The organism is Pseudoalteromonas sp. NZS100_1, from assembly GCF_015864285.1.
GTDB lineage: Bacteria > Pseudomonadota > Gammaproteobacteria > Enterobacterales > Alteromonadaceae > Pseudoalteromonas > Pseudoalteromonas arctica.
In genome coordinates this window covers 13377-36241 of sequence record NZ_JADYXN010000001.1, presented here as the reverse complement: position 1 = coordinate 36241, position 22865 = coordinate 13377, and the positions used below count along the sequence as shown (strand labels likewise).

The window sequence follows — 22865 nt, the reverse complement described above, 5'->3', positions numbered from 1 at the left end:
AAAAAAAGGAGCTAATTAGCTCCTTTTTTGCGAAGGAAAGAAAGGGAACATTTCTATCAAACATGACTCTTTTTTTAGGTGAAATTTATTAAGTAAACATTGGGCTAACAATCCCATTAGTCCAAAGCATAGCTGTTACAGCTAAAATAATAACCAGTAATATTAATCCACACGTTACTACCGAGCTGGCGTAAATAAAGCCGCGCTCTTCTGGGATATGCATAAGTATTGGTACGCCGGTGTAGAGTAAATAAACCGAGTAAGCCAGTGCAATAATTCCAATACACACTACAAACCAAAGTACAGGCCAAAAAGCGGCGAGTGCCGACATAAACACTGGTGTTGCAGTATATGCTGCAAGTTCAAGTGTTTGTGTAAATGTAGGTTTAGAGCCAAATGTAACCGCCATCCAATGGGCTAAATACGCCAATGCAAAAACACCCGCTATTAAAGCAAAATACATTGCACCTGCAATTAGCAGTGCACTATCGTGCGTTAAAAATACGGGATTGCCTGCACCTATGCTCCATCCTAAATAAACAGATGAGTAGTAGCCCATTATTGAAGGAAATAAAGCAATCAGTAAAATATGCGACAAACTATAGGTTAAACTTTCATGGCGATTATCTATTGTTTGCCATTCTTCAAGTGGGTGAGCATAAATGCCCCAGAGGTGATTTAGTATCATAGTACTTACTCCATAAAAGGAACGTATTATTGTTTTGGTTGATTTATTTTTATACAGTCTATGTACAGTTATGGTTCACTTATTTTGCAAAGTCAAGTTAACTCGTTATTAACATTTAGACGCAGATAAGGGCTTTGATTTATCCCAAGCAAAATTTCGTGTTAAAATAACGGTCTATCAAATTTATTTAGTAATGAGCAGTCAACGTGCCACATAGCCAACTTTTAGAGCCGATTAATAACTTTTTATTGTGTACCACCCCAGAGCAATGGGTGGAGCAAGCAATTAAAAAAGAAAACTTATCAGTCATTTTAATAGATCACTTAATTTGTGAATTAAAAGCAGCTCAAAGTGCGATGTTTTTAATACGTAAATACGCGGTAGATAAAGAGGGTAGTGATGCATTACTCGAGTGGCTAAAGCCATTTGAAACGCTTATTTACAAACGAGAAGGGAATTGGCGCGATCTGGCTGCTAAAAATAAGCTCACTAAATCAATAATTCCTAAATCGAGTTCTCCATACGGGCAAGGTCTAATCGATAAAATGGTTTTGCTGATAAAAGAAGAGCTGCATCACTTTTATCAAGTGCTCGAAATTATGGACGAGTACGGTGTTGAGTATCAAAGTATTACACCATGTCGTTACGCAAAAGGTATGCTTCGTCATGTTAAAACGTTCGAGCCCGATGCATTAGTCGATAAGCTAATAGTAGGCGCTTATATTGAGGCGCGTTCGTGTGAGCGTTTTGCAAAGCTTGCACCGCATGTTGACAAACGTTTAGGTGATTTTTATATTTCGTTGTTACGTTCAGAAGCGCGTCATTACCAAGATTATTTAACTCTAGCGCAAGAAATTGCTGATTTTGATATTACCGATCGCGTAAACTTTTTTGGTGAAAAAGAAAAAGAGTTAATTTCGACAACCGATACTGATTTTAAATTTCACAGCGGTGTTCCCACTGTTTAAATACCCTCATTTTCTTTTAAAAAATTAATATATTCTGCTATTTTCTGATTGCTGAAATTATGTTTTTTCATAATTTTAGCAATGCGTCCATTTTTAGTTATTATATCAATTCCTCTATTAAATTTTTGTAAGTATTCTTTGGCTCTATAATTTGATTTAGAGACAACTAAATATAGTTTATGAGAAGCAAGATCTGGCGATAAGTACTCAATATTATTATCATCTGAATCTTCGGTTTTAGTGTGTTCAAGCCAATAATTTCCAACCTCTTTAGTACCCGCGACTAAATCAATACGCCCTTGTTGTAGTAAATATAAGCTTGTAGGAAGGCTTTTAGTGGACGTTATTGCCAGCTCCCTATTTCTAGCAAACTCTTGGCTTACAAAGGCATTGTCTTCTGTGCCAATACTATAAGGTGTTAATGATTGAACTGTACCATCGAAACTAATAACACTCTCTTTTCGTTTGAAAACTCCTGAGTGAGCAACTGCAAGTGGACGAGAGTAGTAAAAAACTTCATTTCTTTTTAATGAATAAAAAGCACCTAAAATAGCGGTTTTTCTGTTTTTTTCTAATAGCTTTAAAGCGCGATCCCATGTCGTGAATTCTGGTTCGCTATTAATACCTTGCGTTTTAAGCGCTGATTCGGCTATTTCATATAGCCAGCCATTACTAGGTAGGTTTTCGCTAAAATAGGGAGGGTAGTTTTCTGTAACAATTTGCCATGTTTGCTTGCTAAATACTTGTGTAGGAATGGCAATTACTACGATGAAAATTAACAGCTTAATCATTCAACCTCTCACTATTATTCATATATATAGATAAATAATAGTCAGAATTTTAAATTATGCGAAAGGCGTGCTAATTAATTCTTGTGATTGAGGGGTAACGACTAAATAAGAGCCTTGGGTATACCAGTCACCTAGCACTGTGCGAGTAAGTGTTTGTTCATTAACTTTATACGTATGAACATTAGGGCGGTGAGTATGACCATGAATCATATTCGTAACGTTATGTTTGGCAAAGGTGGCAAGTACAGCCTCATCGACAACGTCTAAAATTTCGATAGGTTTATCAGCTTGGCTTAACTTACTTTTTTCGCGGGCATTACGCGCTATTTTTTTACGATACCAAAGCGGCATTGCAAGCATCAATTTTGGCCACCACCAACCACGGCTCTTTTTACGAAAGTTTTGATATTCAGTGTCTTGAGTGCACATTTCGTCGCCATGTAAAATAACGGTAGGCGTGCCATATAAATCAATGACTGTTTGTTCATCGAGTAATGTCATTGCGGCCATGTCGGCATATTGCTTGCGCATAATGAAATCACGATTGCCATGTATAAAATAAACAGGTGTGCCACCATCATTAACGGCGCTTAAATGTTTTGCTACATCGGCACTCAGTGCAGTAATGTAGTCATCTCCAACCCATACTTCAAAAAAATCACCCAAAATATAAAGTGCATCTACATCTTTATTTAATATATGTGTATTTAAAAAGTCAAAAAATGCAGCGCTAATGTCGGGGCGGTTTTCGCTTAGGTGTAAATCTGCAATAAAGTAAGTTTGGCGAGTCATAGGTCAGTCTATTCTAGTTTTAAAAAAACGGGCATATACTAATAGTACACACCCGCTTATATACTCACATAATATGAGTAAACGTTACTAGTTAACAGTAACGCTTTCGATGATCACATCTTCAAGAGGTACGTCTTGGTGAAAACCAGTACTACCTGTTGTAACTGCTTTAATCTTATTTACAATGTCCATGCCTTCTACTACTTCAGCAAAAACACAATAACCCCAACCTTGCGATGTTTCGCTGCTGTGGTTTAAAAAGTCGTTGTTGTTCACGTTAATGAAAAACTGTGCTGTAGCTGAATGAGGATCAGGTGTACGTGCCATAGCTAAAGTGCCTACTTTATTAGACAGGCCGTTATTAGCTTCATTCTGAATTGGGTCGTTTACGTCTTTTTGTTCCATACCTGGAACAAAACCACCGCCTTGAACCATAAAACCATCGATTACACGATGAAATATAGTGCCGTTGAAAAAATCAGCATTTGCATACTCTAAAAAGTTTTTAACTGTGTTTGGAGCTTCTTTCTCAAACATTTTAATGGTGATGTCACCAAAATTAGTGTGTAGAACAACCATGTGTTTTCCTATATCCGGTTTAAATATTGGCGCTATTTTATCGTAGTTGGCTAAGATTAACAAAGTAGATGTTTGGTTTGTTATAAAGCGCTAGAGCAGGGGCTTTTCAAGTGGTAACATAACTGTTCAAGTAAATAGTCAAGGACTCAAAGTAAATGGTAAATATATACAACACACTCACGCGACAAAAAGAGCAATTTAAACCTATGGTCGAAGGAAAAATCGACATGTATGTGTGTGGTATCACCATTTATGATTACTGTCATATTGGACACGCACGTACTTTTGTTGGTTTTGACGTTATTGTGCGCTACTTACGTCATATTGGTTACGATTTAAAATATGTGCGTAACATTACAGATATCGACGATAAAATAATTAAACGTGCGAACGAAAATGGCGAGTCAATAAACGACTTAACTGTGCGCATGACTAAAGCAATGCATGAAGATTTTGATAGCTTAAACATGCTGCGCCCTGACGTAGAGCCAACAGTTACAAGCCATATGGACGAAATTATCGTTATGGTTAAACGTTTGATTGAAAAGGGTCATGCTTATGTTGCTGCCGACGGCGATGTATTGTTTGATGTATCAACGTTTGAGCAATACGGTGCGCTTTCTCAGCAAGATTTAACGATGCTGCAATCAGGTTCTCGCGTTGAAGTAGCGCAAGACAAAGACGATCCACTTGATTTTGTTTTATGGAAAAAAGCAAAAGCAGGTGAGCCATCATGGTCATCACCTTGGGGTGAAGGGCGACCGGGTTGGCATATCGAATGTTCGGCAATGAGCTCAAAGCATCTAGGTGAACATTTTGATATTCACGGTGGGGGTTCTGACTTACAGTTTCCACATCATGAAAATGAAATTGCGCAATCGTGCTGTGCCAATAACGGCAAGTATGTGAATACATGGATTCATACTGGCATGGTGCAAGTAAACAAAGAAAAAATGTCTAAATCGTTAGATAACTTTTTTACTGTACGTGAAGTTTTAAAAGCATACGATCCTGAATCTGTTCGTTACTTTTTAATTTCAGGCCATTACCGCAGCCAACTAAATTACTCGCAAGAAAATTTAGACCAAGCGCGTTCATCACTTGAACGTATTTATACAGCGCTTCGTGATGTAGAACCTGTAGAGTGTGATTTAGAAGGCAATGAGTTTGTTGCTAAATTTAGAAAAGCAATGAATGACGACTTTAATACACCAGAAGCACTACCTGTGTTGTTCGAACTTGCTAAAGAGTTAAACCGCGTGAAAGACACTGATGCAGGTCAAGCTGGCAAATTAGCGTTTATACTGCGCAGCCTTGGTGAAGTGCTAGGGGTTGCTCAACAAGCACCGGAGGCTTTTTTACAAGGCGGACAAGATGACGATGAAGTTGCGACAATTGAAGCATTAATTGTAAAACGTAATGAAGCACGTGCGAGTAAAAACTGGGCTGCTGCTGATGAAGCACGTGATGCGCTTAATGCGTTAGGTGTAATACTTGAAGATTCAGCCGGTAAAACAACGTGGCGTAAAGCATAAGCGTTTAAAATAATACACGTTAAACTAAAAAAGGGTTGCCAAATGGCAACCCTTTTTAATTTTTTAACAGCTTAGCTGTGATATTTCTCACACGCTTCAAGTGTGTTTTCAATTAAGCTAGCGACCGTCATCGGGCCAACGCCACCTGGTACAGGTGTAATAAAATGCGCTTTTTGTTCAGCCACACTGTATTGAACATCACCAACTAATTTACCCGTATCTAAACGGTTAATACCCACATCGATAACGATAGCGCCTTCTTTTATCCAATCTCCAGGTATAAATTCAGGTTTACCTACAGCCACAACTAATAAGTCAGCGCGGCGAACATGCGTTTCTAAGTCTTGAGTAAACTTATGGCATACTGTGGTAGTACAACCCGCTAATAAAAGCTCTAGCGACATTGGACGACCAACAATATTTGACGCGCCAACGACAACTGCATGCATCCCTTTATAACGTACACCCGTTGAATCAAGTAATGTAATAATACCTTTAGGGGTACATGGGCGAAGGGCAGGCATACGCTGTGCTAATCGACCAATGTTATATGGATGAAATCCATCAACATCTTTATGTGGGGTAATGCGTTCTAAAATCTTTTCAGCATCAAGACCTTTTGGCAGTGGTAACTGCACTAAAATTCCATCAACTTCGGCATCATTATTTAGCTCGTCAATTAAATCTAAAAGAGTTTGCTCTTGCGTGTCTGCTGGTAAATCAAATGATTTGGAGATAAAACCTACTTCTTCACAGGCTTTACGTTTTGAACCAACATAAACTTGGCTTGCTGGATCAAGTCCTACAAGTACTACTGCAAGTCCTGGTGCACGTAAACCATTTGCTACACGTTCACTTACGCGTTCTGCTACAGCGCTACGTACTTGTTTTGCGATTGCCTTACCATCAATGATGTTTGCCGTCATGGGTGACCTTTAATTGGGGTTAATTAACTAGATACCGATACTCTAAAAACGAATGCATAATAAAATAGGGGTAAAAATGCTAATAAAGAAAACATACTCTTTATTTAACTCGTTTTATAATGTGCCTACCATTTTCGCAGAAAAGCATAGCAGCGCCAAGTTGCTTTTAATGTATATAACATTTGAGTTATTAAATAGTTTAAATTTCAGCCTACTATTGTAATATTTAACCATTGTGCACTAAAAATGAGCACTTGATTGGTTTTATTAAAAAAACGTTTGACCTAACCCCGTCAAATCACTATTATGCACCCCGTTGTCAACGAGGTCACTCGCTAACAATAATAAGTTTCGGCGATTAGCGCAGTTTGGTAGCGCACTTGGTTTGGGTCCAAGGGGTCGCAGGTTCAAATCCTGCATCGCCGACCATTTTCTTAAAATGGTCTTAAACTCTCAGTTTAAGTGTTCAGTATGAAAAAAGAAGTTAACTCTTCAATGTCGGCGATTAGCGCAGTTTGGTAGCGCACTTGGTTTGGGTCCAAGGGGTCGCAGGTTCAAATCCTGCATCGCCGACCATTTTCTTATCTAATAAGAATAATAAGTAAATTCCTCTAAGTTATAAATCTAAATCTGTTAGCCTATAATTCTATTAAATAATTTCTACTTTAATCCATTCAATGCCTAGTTAGCCTGTTTTTTATTCAGTTAGTCTCTATAGTCCCTTATCTAGTCCAAATAATTGCCCCCTATACTCGACTATCATAAATATTAGGTTATAATGCCGCGTCTATTGTTTAACATAGTGCCCGAAGGGCAAAGCAGCAATGGTATCTCATGGTAGCGACGGATGCTTTTAAGTGTGAAAAACCGCTTAAACTTTATCAAGACTCATGCAGATCACTTTGTTTGTAAAGGAAGGCGAACAGTCGCCAAAATTGAATATTGAGGTAAATCATGCAAGTTTCTGTTGAGACGACCCAAGGCCTTGAGCGCCGTATAACTATCACCGTTCCTTCAGAGAACGTTGAGACCGAAGTAAAAAAACGCCTACAACAACTGTCAAAAACACAGCGTATAGATGGTTTCCGTGCTGGTAAAGTTCCAGTATCTGTAATTAACAAGCGTTTTGGCCCTGCAGTTCGTCAAGAAGTTGCTGGCGAAGTAATGCAACGTAATTACATTGAAGCAATCGTTTCTGAAAAAATCAATCCAGCTGGCGCGCCTACATTCGCACCTAAATCACTTGAAGCAGGTAAAGATTTAGAATTCTCAGCAACGTTTGAAGTTTACCCTGAAGTTGAAGTTCAAGGTTTAGATAAAATTACTGTTGAGAAACCAGCGGTAACAGTGACTGACGAAGATTTAGCTAACATGCTAGAAACACTTCGTAAGCAACACGCAGCGTGGGCTGATGTTGATGCAGCTGCTGGCGAAAACGACCGTGTAACAGTTGATTTCGTAGGTACTATCGACGGTGAAGTATTTGAAGGCGGCAAAGCTGAAGACTTCCCATTAGAACTTGGCCAAGGTCGTATGATCCCAGGTTTTGAAGATAACATCGTAGGTAAAAAAGCAGGCGAAGAAGTAGTTGCTGATGTAACTTTCCCTGATGATTACCACGCTGAAAACTTAAAAGGTAAAGCGGCTCAATTCACTATCACAGTGAAAAAAGTTGAAGCGCAAGAATTACCAGAATTAAGCGAAGAGTTTGCAACTAAATTCGGTGTTACCGAAGGCGGCGTAGACGCGCTTAAAGAAGAAGTTAAAAAGAACATGACACGTGAGCTAGACCAAGCGGTTAAAGCAAGCGTTAAAGACCAAGCAATCAAAGGTCTTTTAGCTAACAACGAAATCGAAGTGCCTAAAGCACTTGTTGATCAAGAAGTTGATGCTCTACGTCAGCAAGCAGCTCAACGTTTTGGCGGCGACGCTCAAAACATGCCAGAGCTTCCAGCTGAATTGTTCCACGAGCAAGCTGTAACACGTGTTAAAACTGGCCTTTTATTAGGTGAAGTGATTAAAGCTAACGAGATTAAAGTTGATGACGCTAAAGTTGAAGCATTAATCGCAACGGTAGCTTCTGCATACGAAGATCCAACTGAAGTAGTAGAATACTACAAAGGTAATGATCAACTTATGCAGCAAATGCGTAATGTAGCAATGGAAGAGCAAGCTGTTGAAGCTATTTTAGCTAAAGCAGTTGTTACTGATGTTGAAAAAGCATTTGATGACATCATGAATCCACAGCAAGGTGCTTAATAAGTCATTGACTTAAGCTCTCGCTAACGATTAAATGGCTCGTGCTACTCTGTTTATACAGCGTGCCCGGGCCATTTTAGTTTTTGGCTCTAAATTTGCGAAAAACGATAACTATGCTTCCTTATAATAAGGATAAGTATAAGCGCATAAGGAATTAAATAAGTATGAATACTGGTATTACAGATCCCCTAAATGCATTGGTCCCAATGGTTGTTGAACAAACACCGAAAGGCGAGCGCTCGTATGATATTTATTCGAGATTATTAAAAGAGCGTATTATCTTTTTAACAGGTCAAGTTGAAGACAACATGGCAAATCTGATTTTAGCGCAAATGCTATTTTTAGAATCAGAAAATCCTGATAAAGATATCTTTTTATACATCAACTCACCAGGTGGTTCAGTAACTGCGGGTATGGCTATTTACGACACAATGAACTTCATCAAACCAGATGTAAGTACAATATGTGTAGGTCAAGCTGCAAGCATGGGTGCTTTTTTACTTACTGCTGGCGCTAAAGGTAAGCGTTTTTGCCTACCAAACTCACGTGTGATGATTCACCAACCATTAGGTGGTTTCCAAGGTCAAGCATCTGACTTTGAAATACATGCTAAAGAAATTCTGTCTATTAAAGATAAGCTTAACCGCTTAATGGCTGAGCATACAGGCCAACCATTAGATATTATCTCTAAAGACACAGATCGTGATAACTTTATGAGTGCCACGCAAGCTGTAGATTACGGCTTGGTAGACTCTGTGTTTACAAATCGCGACAAAAAGTAAGCGCTTGGCGAACAGGATTGCCTGTTTGCCACTTTGAGTTACTATGCGAAAACCAATAAATTTTGGTATAGTTAAAGCGTATTGAAATAGCCGCCAACAGTTTTGGTGGCCAACGTAATAAAATGAGGTAGCTGAATGTCTGACACTCCTACAGACGGCGACAAAAGTAATAAATTGTTATACTGCTCTTTTTGTGGCAAAAGCCAACATGAAGTGCGTAAATTAATTGCAGGCCCTTCAGTATACGTTTGTGATGAATGTGTAGAGTTGTGTAACGATATTATCAGGGAAGAGATCAAAGACATTGCTCCTAAGCATGATACGTCTGACAAACTACCTGTACCAAAAGAAATTCGTAAACACTTAGATGATTATGTTATTGGTCAAGATCATGCTAAAAAAGTATTGTCTGTTGCCGTTTATAACCATTATAAACGCCTACGTAACCAATCGACTAAGCAAGACATTGAATTAAGTAAAAGTAATATTTTGCTTATCGGCCCAACAGGTAGTGGTAAAACATTACTTGCAGAAACATTAGCGCGTCTACTTGATGTGCCGTTTACTATGGCCGATGCCACTACATTAACCGAAGCAGGTTATGTAGGTGAAGATGTTGAAAACATCATTCAAAAGCTTTTACAAAAATGCGATTACGATGTTGAAAAAGCGCAACGTGGCATTGTTTACATTGATGAAATTGACAAAATTTCTCGTAAATCAGATAACCCGTCAATTACACGTGATGTATCGGGTGAGGGCGTTCAACAGGCGCTACTTAAACTGATTGAAGGCACCGTTGCTTCTGTTCCACCGCAAGGTGGTCGTAAACATCCACAACAAGAGTTTTTACAAGTAGATACGTCTAAAATCTTGTTTATTTGTGGTGGTGCATTTTCAGGCCTAGATAAAGTAATTGAGCAACGTAGCCATAAAAATACCGGTATCGGTTTTGGCGTTAGCGTAAAAGAATCTGCGGCGAGTCGTTCTTTAAGTGAAACTTTTAAAGACGTAGAACCAGAAGATTTAGTTAAATACGGCTTAATTCCTGAGTTTATAGGTCGTTTGCCAGTAGTTGCTACGTTAACAGAACTTGACGAAGCTGCTCTTGTGCAAATATTGAGTGAACCTAAAAACGCGATTACTAAACAGTTCTCAGTATTGTTTGGTATGGAAGACGTTGAACTTGAGTTTCGCGATGATGCCTTAGCTGCGATTGCCCACAAAGCAATGGAGCGTAAAACAGGTGCACGTGGTCTTCGTTCAATCGTTGAAGGTGTGTTACTTGATACTATGTACGAACTTCCTTCAATGGATGACGTAAGCAAAGTGGTTATTGATGAAACCGTTATTAAAGGTGAGTCAGACCCAATCTTGATTTATGAAAATAATAAACAAGATAAAGCTGCATCAGAATAGTTTTTAAGCTATTTGAATGAAAAAAGGAGCCTTAGGCTCCTTTTTTTATAATTAATTTAATCGAGTATGGGAAAATTGTTGAACTTTAATTAGGTTATCCCCATATACTTGAGTAATCTTTAAAATAAATGAAGTGCGAAGAGAAACTATAATGACGCTTGAGAGAACCGACCGAGTCGAAATCCCAGTCCTTGCACTGCGCGATGTTGTGGTATACCCGCACATGGTGATCCCGCTTTTTGTTGGCCGTGAAAAATCAATAAAATGCCTAGAAGCGGCAATGGACAAAGACAAACAAATTTTCTTGGTTGCACAAAAAGATGCAACTGTAGATGAACCAGAGCAAGATGATATTTATCGTATCGGTACTATTGCCACTGTACTTCAGTTATTAAAATTACCAGACGGTACAGTTAAAGTTTTAGTTGAAGGTACACAGCGCGCACAAATTGAAGAATTTGTAGATAACGATGACTTTTTTGTTGCTAATGCTCAATTTATTGAATCTGATTCGGTAGATGAGAAAGAACAAGATATTTTTATTCGTAGCGCAATTAGCCAGTTTGAAGGCTATGTAAAGCTAAACAAAAAAATTCCACCTGAAGTACTAACTTCAGTTTCAGGTATTGATGAGCCAGCACGCCTTGCCGATACAATGGCAGCCCATATGCCGCTTAAAGTACCTGAAAAGCAAAAAGTGCTCGAAATTTCAAGCGTTACAGAACGTCTTGAATATTTAATGGCATTAATGGAAGGCGAAATAGACTTACTGCAAGTTGAGAAGAAAATTCGTACCCGCGTTAAAAAGCAGATGGAAAAGTCTCAGCGCGAGTATTACCTCAATGAGCAAATGAAAGCCATTCAAAAAGAGCTGGGTGAGCTTGACGATGTACCTGATGAATTTGAAGCACTTAAAAAACGCATCGAAGAATCGGGTATGCCAGCAGAGGCACAAGACAAAGCGACGACAGAGCTTAATAAGCTTAAGATGATGTCGCCAATGTCTGCAGAAGCGACTGTAGTGCGTTCATACATTGATACATTAATTAATGTGCCATGGAAAAAACGCTCTAAAGTGAAAAAAGACTTAGCGGGCGCGCAAAAAATTCTTGATAGCGATCACCACGGCTTAGATAAAGTAAAAGAACGCATTATTGAGTATCTCGCAGTACAACAGCGTACTAATAAGCTTAAAGGGCCAATTTTATGTTTAGTTGGGCCACCAGGTGTTGGTAAAACATCACTTGGGCAATCTATAGCGCGTTCAACTGGTCGTAAGTATGTTCGTATGGCGCTTGGCGGCGTACGTGATGAAGCTGAGATCCGTGGTCATCGTCGTACATACATTGGTTCAATGCCAGGTAAGCTAATTCAAAACATGACAAAAGTGGGCGTTAAAAATCCATTATTTTTGTTAGATGAAATCGATAAAATGTCATCAGACATGCGTGGCGATCCAGCATCAGCACTATTAGAAGTGCTTGATCCTGAGCAAAACAGTCACTTTGCCGATCACTACCTCGAAGTAGATTACGATTTATCTGATGTTATGTTTGTAGCTACATCAAATAGCTTTAACATCCCAGGCCCATTATTGGATCGTATGGAAGTTATTCGCTTATCGGGTTACACCGAAGATGAAAAGCTAAACATTGCAAAAGAACACTTAATCACCAAGCAAGTTAAGCGCAATGGCTTAAAAGAGCATGAGATTGTAATTGATGATAGTGCAATTATTGGCATTATCCGTTACTACACACGTGAAGCGGGTGTACGTAACCTAGAGCGCGAAATTTCAAAATTATGCCGTAAAGCAGTTAAAAATATCTTAATTGAAAAAGACACTAAAACAGTAACTATCAATCAAGATAACCTAGAAGACTTTTTAGGTGTACAACGCTTTGACTATGGTAAAGCTGAAGATGGCGACCGCATTGGTCAAGTTACAGGCTTAGCATGGACAGAAGTTGGCGGTGATTTGCTAACAATCGAATGTGCAGCTGTACCAGGTAAAGGCAAGTTAACTTATACCGGTTCACTGGGCGATGTAATGCAAGAGTCGATTCAAGCGGCAATGACGGTAGTACGTAATCGTGCAGATACATTTCGTATTAATAGCGACTTTTACGAAAAACGTGACATTCACGTACACGTACCTGAGGGCGCTACACCAAAAGATGGTCCAAGTGCGGGCGCAGCAATGGTAACGGGTCTTGTATCTAGTTTAACAGGTAATCCTGTACGCGCAGATGTTGCAATGACCGGTGAAATTACGCTACGTGGTGAAGTACTTCCTATTGGTGGCTTAAAAGAGAAATTATTGGCAGCGCATCGTGGTGGAATTAAAACAGTCATCATTCCAAAAATTAACGAACGTGACTTAAAAGAGATCCCAGAAAACGTACTGGCAGGCTTGGATATTCACCCAGTTACGTGGATTGACGAGGTGTTAAAGCTTGCTTTAGTGCATCCTGTTGAGAGTTTTTCGGTCGAAACACCTAAAAACCAAGAAAAAAGCTAAAAAAAGTGCTTTTTAGGGCTTTTCAAATCTAAACGGTATGATAAGTTAAGCACTGGTTTTCAAGCATAGCCCTTATGGGGCGTAGGCTTAAGAAAAATATAATCATGTGAGCATTAAAAGTTTGCTCTAAAATTTTCAAAACAGTGATGTTAGTTTAAAAAACCATCGCTCTTGATAATAACAATGAAAGAGGATGATATTGTGAATAAATCTCAATTAATCGATCAAATCGCAGCTGATGCTGACATTTCTAAAGCGGCTGCAGGTCGTGCACTAGATTCATTCATCGAATCTGTATCTGGCGCGCTAAAAGAAGGCGACTCAGTTGCACTTGTTGGTTTTGGTACTTTCTCAGTACGTGACCGTGCTGCACGTTCAGGCCGTAACCCGCAAACTGGTGAAACAATCCAAATTGCTGCTGCAACTATTCCTGCTTTTAAAGCCGGTAAAGCGCTTAAAGACGCAGTAAACTAATCACTGTTTTAAACACATTAGTTATGGCGAGTGTAAAGTTACTGATTCACCACAACAGATGAATTAAGTAACTTTACCGCCAGTTACTTCAAGTGAAAAAGCGTATCTGGTAAGATACGCTTTTTTTACATGTGACAAGGTAAAATACCTTGATCAAAAAGAGATAAACAAATGCTTGAGAAAATCAGAGAAGGTTCGCAAGGACCTGTAGCCAAAATAATTTTAGGCGCGGTGATTTTATCTTTTGCCTTAGCAGGGATTGGTAGTTACTTAGGTCAAACCACAGAACAACCCGTTGCTGAAGTAAATGGAATTAAAATTAGTCAAACCGATTTTAACCGTGCTTACCAAAATGAACGTAGCCGTTTAGAGCAACAATTTGGTGAATACTTTACACAAATTGCTGCTGATCCAAATTACATGGCGCAAATTCGCCAAGGTGTAGTTGACCGCTTAGTACAACAAGAATTGCAATCACAGCTAGCGGCTGATTTAGGCCTTCGCGTAAGTGATGAAAGTGTACGTAAAACAATTTTAGAACTACCGTACTTTCAAATTGGTGAAAAATTTAATAACGACCGTTACTTACAAGTAATTCGTCAAATGAACTTTCAACCAGATGCTTTTCGTGAATACTTACGTAAAGATATGACACGCAGCCAAGTAGTATCAGCTGTTGCAGGTACAGACTTTGCACTAGAGAGCGAGCTTAAAAGCGCAATTGCTCTACAGCAGCAAACTCGTAGTATTGATTATGTAGTAGTAAACAAAGAAGCGCTTACCGCGAACGTTGAAGTATCAGATCAAGAAGTGTCTGATTACTACGACCTAAACGCATCACAATTTTTGTCCCCAGAGCTTATTTCGGTAAGTTACATTGAGCTTAAAGCAGCAGATATTAATGTTGAATCGGTAACCGAGGATGACGTTAAAGCGTATTACGAGCAAAATAAAGCACAATACGTTGAGCCAGAAAAGCGTCGCGTATCACATATCTTAATTGATAACAGTGAAGACGATGACGCAGCAAAAGAAAAAGCTAATGCACTTCACGTTCAACTAGAGCAAGGTGCAGACTTTGCTGAGTTAGCAGAATCATCATCTGACGATATCGTTAGTGGCGAAATGGGCGGCGATCTTGAATGGATAGAACGTGACGTAATGGACCCTGCATTTGAAGACGCGACTTTCGCACTTCAAAACAAAGGTGATATTTCTGAAGTTGTTGCTTCTGAGTTTGGTTATCACATAATTAAACTGACAGATATTCAACCACAACAAGTTAAAGCCTATGATGATGTTAAAGCTGACTTACGTGCTGAACTAGAACAAGCTGAAAAAGTAGATGCGTTTTACGAAAAGCAAACTGAGATGGGTGCACTTGCATTTGAAATTTCAGACCGCTTAGACGACGCTGCAGAAGTTGCTGAAGTAGAAGTTAAATCTACACCTCTTTTAGCACTTAATGCTTTACCAGAGCCGTTAAACAGTCCTGCAGTTGTAACAGCACTAACATCAGTTGATTTACTTGAAGATAAAGTAAACTCTGAAGTTATTGAACTGGGTGAAGAGCACGCAATTATTGTTCGTATTAACGAGCATAAACCTGCTGCGACTAAACCACTGGATGAAGTAAGCGAGCAAATTAAAGCGCGTTTAGTTAACGAAAAATCATCTGAGCTTGCTAAAGAAAAAGCGCGTAGCTTATTTGCGGAAGTACAAGCAGGTAAGAGCTTAAACGATGTAGCAAACGAACAAAGTTTAACGGTTCGCCAAGAAGCGCAGTTAACGCGTCAAAGCTACACTGTTTCACCTGCTATTGTGACTCAAGCATTTAAGATGGCTCACCCAGCAGATTCGGCAGTAGTTGAGCTTGTTAATTTAAATAATGGTGATGCAGCAATTGTTGCGCTTAAGTCGGTAACAGATGCACAAGTTGCAGCTAATATTGACCCTCAAGCAAAACAAAGCATTACTATGGCGCAAGCTAATAAAAACTACATGGTATTTATTGAAGCGCTTAAAGCCAATGCTGAACTTAACTTACCAACGGCTACACAAACTGTTGAATAATTAATTTTAGCTCATAAAGAAAGGCGCTTTTAAAGCGCCTTTTTTATTGTCTTAAATAAAGTTGGTATATTACCAATTCGCTTAATTAAGTATTATTGCGGATTGGTATTAATTACCTCTGGCAATAAACTCAATCCGATTGCCGCTAGGCTCTCTTATCATCATATGTTGGGTTGGACCTTTACCTAAGTTTTCTGGTGCAAACTCTATAGTAATATTATTTTGCATTTCTAAGTGTGTATGTAGCTCGCTTAACTTTTTGATACTTTCTACACTGAGTGCTAAATGGTGTAAGCCCACATTTTCTGCCCGATTAAACTCCACACGTTTTTCATCATTTTTTACGCGCCATAATGTAATGGTTATTTTATTGTTTGATAAAAAATAAGCGGGGTAGGTTGGATCACTTCCTAGCGTTTTAAAACCAAGTACATCAGTAAAAAATGCTTTGGATGCATTTAAGTTTGATACGGTTAAACCTAAATGATCAACGCCACCAACCCAACTTTTAGAGGTAGAGTTTTCGTCAGCTATTGAGGTTGTTGATAGCAGTAGTAACGCTAATGATGAAATGCCTGTGAGTAATGTTTTTTTTAGCATAGATCCTCTTTATGGTTTTAGTTGTTAAATTGCGCATTTAACAAAGACCTTCATAAAGGAGATTACATTACACGCTAGGCTGCGTTTAGCAGCTAAGTAATCGCTGCGTTACTTTTGATTGGGGATTTTGAAAAACATCTTCAGTAGGGCCGTATTCAACTACTTCGCCTTTATCGAGTACAACCACATAATCACTGATGTGGCGCACTAGACTTAAATGATGGGTGATCATCACATATGTAAGGCCTGTGTCGCGCTGCAGCTTAAGTAATAAATTCACTATTTGCGCGCGTATAGAAGGGTCTAAAGACGAAACGGCTTCATCAAGCACAATCACCTTAGGATCTAAAATTAATGCACGAGCAAACGCAACACGCTGTAGTTGCCCCACACTAAACATATGCGGGTAGTAGTGTTTATGATCGATTAACAAACCCACCTTTGAAAGCGTTGCATCAATCTTTTCAGTGCGTTCACTAGCATCAAGTTCAGTATTATATTGCAGGCAATCATCAAGCATTTCGCCAATGGTTAACCCCGGGTTGAGCGATGCAGCTGAATCTTGAAAAATCATACGAATATCCCGGCATTGATTATCGCGTACGCCATTATCTTCGATAATATTATTCTCGAGCAAAATTTGCCCGCTATCAGCAGTATCAGCTCCTGAAAGTAGTTTTGCTAATGTACTTTTACCTGCACCTGTTTCACCAATTATGGCAATACTTTCGCCTTTACCGACACAAAACGAAATATTTTTAAGTACTTCAAACTTTTTACGTGAAAAAAGCCCTGCTCGCACATTGAATGTTTTTGAAAGCGCTTGTACTTTTAACAGTGGCTGCATTATTTCATGTCCTTAATTAACGGAAAATGGCACGCATAACTATGACCATGATGCTTAGTAAGGGTGGGAGTTACTACGCAGGCTTTTTGTGCTTGCGGGCAGCGTGGCCCTAGGCGGCAGCCAATAGGCAAATGTTGCAGAGTAGGGATAGTCCCTTTAAGTGCATAAAAAGGTTCTTTATGCGCTAAACCTTGTTCGTAGTCAGGCAAGCTTTTTAGTAATGCTTGCGTGTATGGATGGCGAGGCTGTTTAAATATTTCATGGGTTGGGCCTGCTTCAACCATTTGCCCGCAATATAAAACATGAATGCCATGCGACCAATGTGCAATCTCTTCAAGTTCATGAGAGATCATCAAAATAGACATGTTTTTAAGTTGGTTTAAGCTTTTTAGTAGTCTAAATACTTGTGCGCGAGTTGTGCTCTCAAGCGCTGTAGTTGGCTCATCAGCGATTAATAACTTAGGCGTGCGAGCAATGGCCATCGCAATCATTACTTTTTGACATACGCCCTCTGAGAGCTCATGTGGGTAACTACTTAATACCGCTTCGTGGTTTTTAATGCCCACCTTATGAATAAGCGCTTTTACTCTGTCTTTTCTCTCGCGGTTGCGCTTTAAAAAGAAACCTTTAGTTGCGATCTCTGGGAGTGTTTCGGCAATTTGGTCAAATATTTTAGCGGTTGGGTCAAGGCAGCGACTTGGATCTTGATAGATCATCGCTATATCTTGGCTTACTGTTTTACGGCGTTTCTCTGGGCTTAAACGCATTAAGTCTACGCCGCGCCAATGAATACGGTCGGCAGTAATATCCCAGCGTTCGTTCAATACACCAATAATCGCTTTTGCTATTAGGCTTTTACCAGAGCCAGACTCGCCTACAAGCGCATGTACTTCGCCTTCTTTTAAGCTAAAACTCACTCTGTCTACGGCTCTAATTACTGTTTCAGAGGTACGTAGTTCAATTGTTAAGTTACGAACATCGAGTAATTGCATTTAATCAGCCTTACGTGCTTTAAGCACTTGTCGCAGGCCATCGCCTACTAAATTAGTAGATAACACGGCTAAAAATAACAGCACACCAGGTAGCGCTACAGTCCACGGCGCTAAATAAATAAGGCCTAAGTTTTCGGCTAATATTGCGCCCCATTCGGTCGTCGGTGGCTGAGCCCCTAATTTTAAAAATCCCAGTGCTGAAATATCTAATATAGCGGTAGAAAGCGCCATCGTGAATATAACCACAATGTGCTCATAAATATTAGGGAAAATACCGCGCGATATAATATGCCAGTTAGACGCACCATCGAGTCTAAACGCAGTAATGTAGTCTTTACTTAATTCATCAACAATCAAGTTGCGCACCGAGTGAATAAACTGCGGCAGTAGCGCTAAAATAATGGCCCATACGGTATTCATTAAACCCGGGCCGAGTATAGCGATTATTATTATTGCCAATAACAAAGAAGGAATAGAAAGCGTTATATCAAGTAAGTGATTTAAAAAGCTTGAACGCAGTCCTTTACTAATCCCTGCAAAAGTACCCACTAATACACCAAAAATAGTGGTGATTAGGGCGGCTACAACAGAAAGGCCAAACGTATATGTAGCACCATTCATTAAGCGCGAGAGTACATCACGGCCTAAATCATCGGTACCTAAAAGAAAGCGTACATCGCCCATTTCTCGCCACGATGGTGGAATAAGTAGTGCATCACTGTGTTGTTGGTTTACACCATACGGGGCTAAAAAAGGAGCGGTGGCGGCTAATAGTGCAAACGCTATAAATATCCATAAACCAACCAAAGCAGGGTGGTTATTTTTAAACTTTCGCCAAAGTCGCGCGAGTGGCGATTTATTCGACTCTTCAGAAAATAAATTAAACTTTGCCATGAGCCTGATTCCGCGAGAGTGGATCGAATAAAGTGTAAGTAAGTTCAGCTGTAATAGAAGCTAAAATAACAAATAAAGATACCGCCATTAATCCGCCTTGAATTGCAGGAAAGTCACGCTGATAAATACTATCGATTAACCATCGGCCAATACCCGGCCACGAAAAAATAACTTCGGTAATCATCGCAAGCGTTATTAGCGTACTAAATTGCAAACCAATTTGCTTAATTACCGGCAGTAATGCATTACGCAGTGCATGGTGCATGATAAGTTGACGGCGGTTAAGGCCTTTTGCCCTAGCTGTTTTAATAAAGTTTTGATCCATTACCTTAAGCATCGACTCGCGAGTAAAGCGAATTAATACGGTTGTAGGATACATAGCAAGTACAATTGTAGGGAGCGTTAAATGGCGCAGCGCATCAACAAAAGCCATGCCTTTATACGGAAAGCCAGCAAGTGCAATATCAATTAAAATAAACCCAGTATTTGCGGGTATTTCGTAAAGGAGCCCCATTCTCCCCGACATAGGAAACCAGCCAAGCTTTAATGAAAAAACCATTATTAATAACAATGCGAGCCAAAATACAGGCATTGAATAACCCAACATAGTGGTCGAGTTTATAAGCTTGTCGGGCCAACGTTTATGATAGCCTGAGCCTAAAATGCCAGTCGGTACACCAATAACAACCGATACAATTAATGCGTATACGCTTAGCTCTAAAGTGGCCGGTAGCAAATCAACAATATGGCTAAAGACACTGTTACCTGAGGCAAACGAAAGCCCCCAATCACCCTGAAATATTCGCCCTAAAAAGGCAATGTATTGCATAAAGTAATTGCTGTTGTATAAATATTTGTCTTCAAGCTCACTATGCTGTGCAAAGTTACTGCTCGGTATGCCACTTAAATTACTGAGTGGATCACCGGGAAATAAATACGCCAGCGAAAACGTAAATACACTAAGCATTAGTATCATAAAAAGGAATAAACCAAGGCGGCGTAAAATATAATCTAAGATCATTATTTTTTCCTCGCATTGGCAAGTGAAATAGCGCCAAACGGGCCAAGTGTTATGCCTTCCACATCGGCGCTACTCGCTTGAAAGCGCAGGCCATGAGCAATAGGCAATAACGGCAGCTCTTTAATAATCAAACTTTGTGCATCGTCGTAGTATTTTTTACGTTTGTTTAAATCAGTGGTGTCGAGTGCTTGAGTAAGCAATAAATCAAATTGGGGATTACACCAGTTTGCTGGGTTTTTGCCACTAAAAGTAGCGGTACAACTGAGCAGTGGGCTAAAAAAGTTATCAGGATCGGGTGTATCTGCCGCCCAACCAAGTAACACGCTGTCGTGCCTGTGCTCGCCAATACGCTGAATAAACGTGTTCCACTCATATTCTACAATACTTACATTAACGCCTACTTTGCGCAAATCGCTTTGCATAAGCTCAGCCATTTTACGTGCGTTAGGGTTATAAATACGACTCACAGGCATAGCCCATATTGTCATATCAAAGCCATCAGGTAAGCCTGCTTCAATAAGTAACTTTTTAGCAAGTTCTGGATCAAACGTAGGAATATCTTCTTGTGGCTCAAACGCCCAAGAGGTTGGCGGCAAAATAGATTGTGCGCGAGTACCGTTACCGTAATAAACCGCCTGCATTATTTTATCTACATCTATTGCATGCGCGAGTGCTTGGCGTACGCGTAAATCGTCAAACGGGGCACGTTCTGTATTAAACGCCCAATAACCTATGTTTAAGTTTGTTTCTTTTTCGATATTTATATCATCGCGTTGCGCTAAAATACTTAATTGCGCACTACTTGGGTGAGCCGTTACATCGCACTCTTTAGTCAGCATTTTGGCTATGCGCGCAGTGCCATTAGGCGTTATGTCGTAAACCAATTGTTCAAGAGCAACGTCATGCTTCCAATAAAGTGGATTACGATAAAAGCGTACAAGGTGATCTCGACGATATTCTTTATAAATATACGGACCGGTACCAATTGGGTACTGATCAAATAAGTTTTCTTGATTGTTTTTCTTAAGTTTCATGGCGTATTCTTCTGAAAGCACCACGGCAAAGTCGGTAGCCATATTGGCTAAAAAGCTACTTTCAGGATTAAACAATTCAAAACGCACTTGATAGTCAGACACGCGCACAATTTTACGAATAAGTTGATCAATCCCCACACTTTGAAAATACGGGTAATTGGCATCGCCCACAAAGTGATATGGATTATAGACATCGAATAATCGGCTAAAGGTAAATATAACGTCGTCGGCGTTAAAATCCCGCGAGGGGGTAAAATAAGAAGTTGTATGAAACTTTACATCTTTACGCAAGGTAAAGGTAACCGATTTACCATCTTTACTAATTTTCCAATCGGTCGCCAGCTCACTTTGAAACTCTGCCGTAACAGGGTCAATACTAATTAAACGGTCGTATAATTGGTTAGCAATTATATCAATAGTTGAACCGGTGGTCGTGACTTGCGGATTAAACGACACAGGGTTGGCTTCAGCGCAGTAAACTAAGCCTTGGTTTTTTTCTTCTATGATTTCTTCTTTGCTATCAAGGCAACCAACCAAAGTGGTGGCAAGCAAAACAAGTAATAATTTATGCACCCGCATAACCTCTGACTATTGTTGATCCAACAAGTTGTATTTTTTAAGATAACCACGTAATTGATGATACGTTAAACCAAGTACTTCTGCAGTTTTCTTTTGATTAAATTGGCTATGTTCGAGCGCTTTATTAATCATGTTTATTTCAAAGTCGTTTGAACGTTCTTTTAAGCTACACGGAAATTGAATATCAAGGGTTATATCTGCGCTTGCTTGAGCAATCGGCTGTGCAACTACAATAGGCTCGACATTAACAGTTTGAGTCGCTACAGGTGCTTTAATGCGCGCTTTTGGTCTAAATGGGCTGTCGAATGGGTCTAAAATAATCTGGTGAACGGGGATATGTTCACTACCGTGGCGATATAAGCTTCGTTCAACCACATTTTTAAGTTCGCGAATATTACCAGGCCAATCATAACTAAGCAGTGTTTCTGTTGCGCTTCGGGTAAAACCGCTAAAGAGTTCCCACTCTAAATCGCGCGCCATATTCATCGCAAACTGCTCAGCAAGCAACATAATATCGTCTTGGCGTTCGCGCAGTGGCGGCAGGGTAATTACGTCAAAGGCAAGGCGATCGAGTAAGTCACTTCTAAATTCACCTTGCTCAGCCAAATAAGGGAGGTCTTCGTTTGTAGCACACACTAAGCGTGTATCTACTTTTACAGTTTGTTTGCCGCCAACACGCTCAAACTCACCGTATTCTATAACGCGCAGTAGTTTTTCTTGTACCATAGCTGAGGTGTTTGCTAATTCATCTAAAAACAGTGTGCCGCTGTTAGCGCGTTCAAAACGACCTTCGTGGCGTTTACTTGCCCCCGTAAAGGCACCGCTTTCGTGGCCAAACAATTCACTTTCGAGAAGGTTTTCGTTAAGCGCTGCACAGTTAAGCTTTACGTAGTTTTGATCCCAACGTTTTGATAAAAAGTGTAAGCGCGCTGCTATTAGCTCTTTACCTGTGCCGCGTTCACCAATAATAAGTACCGGTTTATCTAAATTAGCCAGTTGCGATACCTGATCTAATACAGACAGAAAGCTATCTGATTGGCCGAGTAAATTATCCTGTTGGCGATATTGGCTCATATTTCCTAACTCTTGGT

The 22865-nt window shown here is 39.7% G+C and carries 20 protein-coding genes and 2 tRNA genes; 10 read left to right on the top strand and 12 right to left on the bottom strand.

Features of this window, described 5'->3' with window-relative positions; all coding sequences use genetic code 11:
• Positions 1–88: 88 nt before the first annotated feature.
• Positions 89–688 (bottom strand): Yip1 family protein, encoded by a 600-nt coding sequence (locus tag I6F66_RS00175; protein WP_007580923.1) that lies wholly within the window; start codon positions 686–688, stop codon positions 89–91.
• 206 nt (positions 689–894) lie between these two features.
• On the opposite strand from I6F66_RS00175, the gene miaE reads away from it, so the two are divergent.
• A complete protein-coding gene (miaE, locus tag I6F66_RS00170; protein ID WP_010553847.1) occupies positions 895–1656 on the top strand; it encodes a tRNA isopentenyl-2-thiomethyl-A-37 hydroxylase MiaE in 762 nt (253 codons plus the stop codon).
• Here the strand turns inward: miaE and I6F66_RS00165 are convergent.
• From I6F66_RS00165 to I6F66_RS00155, 3 genes are all read right to left on the bottom strand, one after another.
• On the bottom strand, positions 1653–2447 hold the full coding sequence (locus tag I6F66_RS00165) for an ABC transporter substrate-binding protein (RefSeq protein WP_165741005.1): 795 nt from the start codon (positions 2445–2447) through the stop codon (positions 1653–1655). The genes miaE and I6F66_RS00165 overlap by 4 nt on opposite strands.
• Positions 2448–2501: 54 nt before the next feature.
• Entirely contained in the window at positions 2502–3239 is a 738-nt protein-coding gene (locus tag I6F66_RS00160; protein WP_007580929.1) for a UDP-2,3-diacylglucosamine diphosphatase, read from the bottom strand.
• Between the two features lie 87 nt (positions 3240–3326).
• Positions 3327–3818 carry a peptidylprolyl isomerase gene (locus I6F66_RS00155; RefSeq protein ID WP_197208428.1) on the bottom strand — a complete coding sequence of 164 codons (492 nt, stop codon included), beginning with the start codon at positions 3816–3818 and terminating at the stop codon, positions 3327–3329.
• A 155-nt stretch (positions 3819–3973) separates the two neighbouring features.
• On the opposite strand from I6F66_RS00155, the gene cysS reads away from it, so the two are divergent.
• Entirely contained in the window at positions 3974–5353 is a 1380-nt protein-coding gene (gene cysS, locus I6F66_RS00150) for a cysteine--tRNA ligase (protein WP_197118723.1), read from the top strand.
• A gap of 71 nt (positions 5354–5424) precedes the next feature.
• On the opposite strand, the gene folD is transcribed toward cysS, so the two are convergent.
• The gene (gene folD / locus I6F66_RS00145; protein WP_002958348.1) at positions 5425–6279 is read right to left on the bottom strand and encodes a bifunctional methylenetetrahydrofolate dehydrogenase/methenyltetrahydrofolate cyclohydrolase FolD; all 855 of its coding nucleotides are present in this window, start codon (positions 6277–6279) and stop codon (positions 5425–5427) included.
• A gap of 352 nt (positions 6280–6631) precedes the next feature.
• Here folD and I6F66_RS00140 point away from each other — a divergent pair.
• From I6F66_RS00140 to I6F66_RS00105, 8 genes are all read left to right on the top strand, one after another.
• Positions 6632–6708: transfer RNA gene (locus I6F66_RS00140), tRNA-Pro, on the top strand.
• Positions 6709–6778: 70 nt separating this feature from the next.
• Positions 6779–6855: transfer RNA gene (locus I6F66_RS00135), tRNA-Pro, on the top strand.
• A 378-nt stretch (positions 6856–7233) separates the two neighbouring features.
• Positions 7234–8538: a trigger factor gene (gene tig, locus I6F66_RS00130; protein ID WP_007580935.1), complete on the top strand. Its 1305-nt coding sequence runs from the start codon at positions 7234–7236 to the stop codon at positions 8536–8538.
• Positions 8539–8702: 164 nt separating this feature from the next.
• A complete protein-coding gene (clpP, locus tag I6F66_RS00125) occupies positions 8703–9320 on the top strand; it encodes an ATP-dependent Clp endopeptidase proteolytic subunit ClpP (RefSeq protein ID WP_007580937.1) in 618 nt (205 codons plus the stop codon).
• 135 nt (positions 9321–9455) lie between these two features.
• Positions 9456–10739, top strand: coding sequence for an ATP-dependent protease ATP-binding subunit ClpX (gene clpX, locus I6F66_RS00120; protein WP_002958344.1), 1284 nt, complete (start codon positions 9456–9458; stop codon positions 10737–10739).
• A gap of 151 nt (positions 10740–10890) precedes the next feature.
• The gene (lon, locus tag I6F66_RS00115; protein ID WP_165741432.1) at positions 10891–13260 is read left to right on the top strand and encodes an endopeptidase La; all 2370 of its coding nucleotides are present in this window, start codon (positions 10891–10893) and stop codon (positions 13258–13260) included.
• Between the two features lie 183 nt (positions 13261–13443).
• A complete protein-coding gene (locus tag I6F66_RS00110) occupies positions 13444–13734 on the top strand; it encodes an HU family DNA-binding protein (protein ID WP_157823336.1) in 291 nt (96 codons plus the stop codon).
• Between the two features lie 171 nt (positions 13735–13905).
• Positions 13906–15807: a SurA N-terminal domain-containing protein gene (locus I6F66_RS00105; RefSeq protein ID WP_197208426.1), complete on the top strand. Its 1902-nt coding sequence runs from the start codon at positions 13906–13908 to the stop codon at positions 15805–15807.
• A 108-nt stretch (positions 15808–15915) separates the two neighbouring features.
• On the opposite strand, the gene I6F66_RS00100 is transcribed toward I6F66_RS00105, so the two are convergent.
• The 7 genes from I6F66_RS00100 to pspF form a co-directional block, all read right to left on the bottom strand.
• Positions 15916–16407: a VOC family protein gene (locus I6F66_RS00100; RefSeq protein ID WP_007580948.1), complete on the bottom strand. Its 492-nt coding sequence runs from the start codon at positions 16405–16407 to the stop codon at positions 15916–15918.
• An 85-nt stretch (positions 16408–16492) separates the two neighbouring features.
• Positions 16493–17254 carry an ATP-binding cassette domain-containing protein gene (locus tag I6F66_RS00095; protein WP_101163094.1) on the bottom strand — a complete coding sequence of 254 codons (762 nt, stop codon included), beginning with the start codon at positions 17252–17254 and terminating at the stop codon, positions 16493–16495.
• Positions 17254–18246, bottom strand: coding sequence for an oligopeptide/dipeptide ABC transporter ATP-binding protein (locus I6F66_RS00090; protein ID WP_197208424.1), 993 nt, complete (start codon positions 18244–18246; stop codon positions 17254–17256). Before I6F66_RS00090 ends, I6F66_RS00095 begins: the two co-directional genes overlap by 1 nt.
• Positions 18247–19140, bottom strand: coding sequence for an ABC transporter permease subunit (locus I6F66_RS00085; RefSeq protein ID WP_165728514.1), 894 nt, complete (start codon positions 19138–19140; stop codon positions 18247–18249).
• A complete protein-coding gene (locus tag I6F66_RS00080; RefSeq protein WP_165740563.1) occupies positions 19127–20161 on the bottom strand; it encodes an ABC transporter permease subunit in 1035 nt (344 codons plus the stop codon). Before I6F66_RS00080 ends, I6F66_RS00085 begins: the two co-directional genes overlap by 14 nt.
• Positions 20161–21768 carry an ABC transporter substrate-binding protein gene (locus tag I6F66_RS00075; protein WP_165740564.1) on the bottom strand — a complete coding sequence of 536 codons (1608 nt, stop codon included), beginning with the start codon at positions 21766–21768 and terminating at the stop codon, positions 20161–20163. Before I6F66_RS00075 ends, I6F66_RS00080 begins: the two co-directional genes overlap by 1 nt.
• A gap of 15 nt (positions 21769–21783) precedes the next feature.
• Complete coding sequence (gene pspF / locus I6F66_RS00070; protein ID WP_165740565.1) at positions 21784–22848, bottom strand: phage shock protein operon transcriptional activator; 1065 nt, start codon at positions 22846–22848, stop codon at positions 21784–21786.
• Between the last annotated feature and the right edge of the window lie 17 nt (positions 22849–22865).